Source organism: Bartonella sp. AP57NXGY, assembly GCF_042195805.1.
Classification (GTDB): domain Bacteria; phylum Pseudomonadota; class Alphaproteobacteria; order Rhizobiales; family Rhizobiaceae; genus Bartonella.
This window is the reverse complement of record NZ_JBHIOZ010000297.1, coordinates 1-1315: the sequence shown is the minus strand read 5'-3', so window position 1 is coordinate 1315 and position 1315 is coordinate 1. Positions and strand designations below refer to the sequence as shown.

Genomic DNA, 1315 nt, shown 5'->3' with positions numbered 1-1315 from the left:
CCAGCAATGCAACAAACACCGCTCCTATTACTAAAAATTCCCATGATATATCAAAACGCTTCGCTCCCTTATAAGCAAAGCCAAGAACCACTACAGCAATGGTGCAAAACACCACAGCCTTGAAAAACACGCCCCACGATACAGTTCTACTGTTTGCTCCCACAACAATAAAACAAAAGGTCGCTCCAGCAATGCAAGAAATCACCACCCCCTGCCAAAACACCTCCCACGTAATAGCCGGTCGCCCCGCATCTTCATAAGCAAAGCCAAGGACCATGCCAACAACGCAGCAAAACGCCAGCCCCTTTAAAAACATGTCCCGCGCAACCACCATACGCCCCGCTCCTTCATAAGCAAAAATCAGAGACCATGCCAAAAATGCAGCAAAAGATCAATCCTTTTCAAAGAATGAAATCCTAAACCCAAGACGCCTTACCCCTCTATAAATAAGAGCAAGGACAAAGCCCAAAAGGACATAAAACACCCACTTGTTTGAGAACCACACCTGAGCCAAACCCAAATGCTCAGCTTGCTTATAAATAAAATCAGAGACAGCAGCCAAAATGAAGCTCAACAACACCATCTTGAGGAACAAACCCTTCGTTACACCACGCCGCTGCATTACTTCATAACCCAACATAAGGAAAATACCGGGAATGCCATAAAACGCCACAGCTCGTAAAAATACGCCCCACGTCATCCCAAGAGCCTTCATTTCCACATAAACAGCCACAGAGACATAGGCTACAATACAGCTAAACACCAATCCCTTCAAAGACAAAAGCCCGCGCGCCATCACTCACCTCCCTCATCAAGTCATTCAAGGAAAATCCACCATGCGACAAAACACCCCTCTTTTCAAGAACCAAATCCATGGGGCTCCCACACACAAGCGCAACAGTCCAAGTCACCCCCAAGAGCGCATACCCACACGGCACACTCCAACACATGTCTTCCTCTCATCCCCCTCTTTTGCCTAGATCAAGCAACATTTTTTTAAAAACGAGAAGCAAAATTAAAATTTTTAAGGAGATGCTATGACCCATAAGCAGAAAAAAAATACGCAAACCTGCCCGCTTGATCATCAAAATCAAGAAAAGCACATTGGTCATTTAAAGACGCAAGAAATCCCTGTAGAAACGCGTAATCCTTATTTTAAACCCAATCATCGAGAAAGTTCCAGCAACCCGCGCACTATCAATGCCATTGCCAATGCACAAAGCCATCCCATTGCCCTTTTATATGCGAAAGGACATCTCAGCAAAGCCCAATATAAAGCGGCAGAACGTTTTTATTTTTACTGGCGTCAAAGCCA

Annotated in this window: 2 protein-coding genes and 2 pseudogenes; 1 reads left to right on the top strand and 3 read right to left on the bottom strand. The window is 45.0% G+C overall.

Annotated elements, in window-relative coordinates:
- The 3 genes and pseudogenes from ACFIL8_RS10440 to ACFIL8_RS10430 all read right to left on the bottom strand — a co-directional run.
- A pseudogene (locus tag ACFIL8_RS10440) lies at positions 1-376 on the bottom strand (hypothetical protein); the annotation flags it as partial.
- A 15-nt stretch (positions 377-391) separates the two neighbouring features.
- Entirely contained in the window at positions 392-796 is a 405-nt protein-coding gene (locus ACFIL8_RS10435; protein ID WP_375638464.1) for a hypothetical protein, read from the bottom strand.
- Complete coding sequence (locus ACFIL8_RS10430; RefSeq protein ID WP_375638463.1) at positions 756-950, bottom strand: hypothetical protein; 195 nt, start codon at positions 948-950, stop codon at positions 756-758. Before ACFIL8_RS10430 ends, ACFIL8_RS10435 begins: the two co-directional genes overlap by 41 nt.
- Before the next feature lie 87 nt (positions 951-1037).
- Between ACFIL8_RS10430 and ACFIL8_RS10425 the strand changes: the two are divergent.
- A pseudogene (locus tag ACFIL8_RS10425) lies at positions 1038-1315 on the top strand (hypothetical protein); the annotation flags it as partial.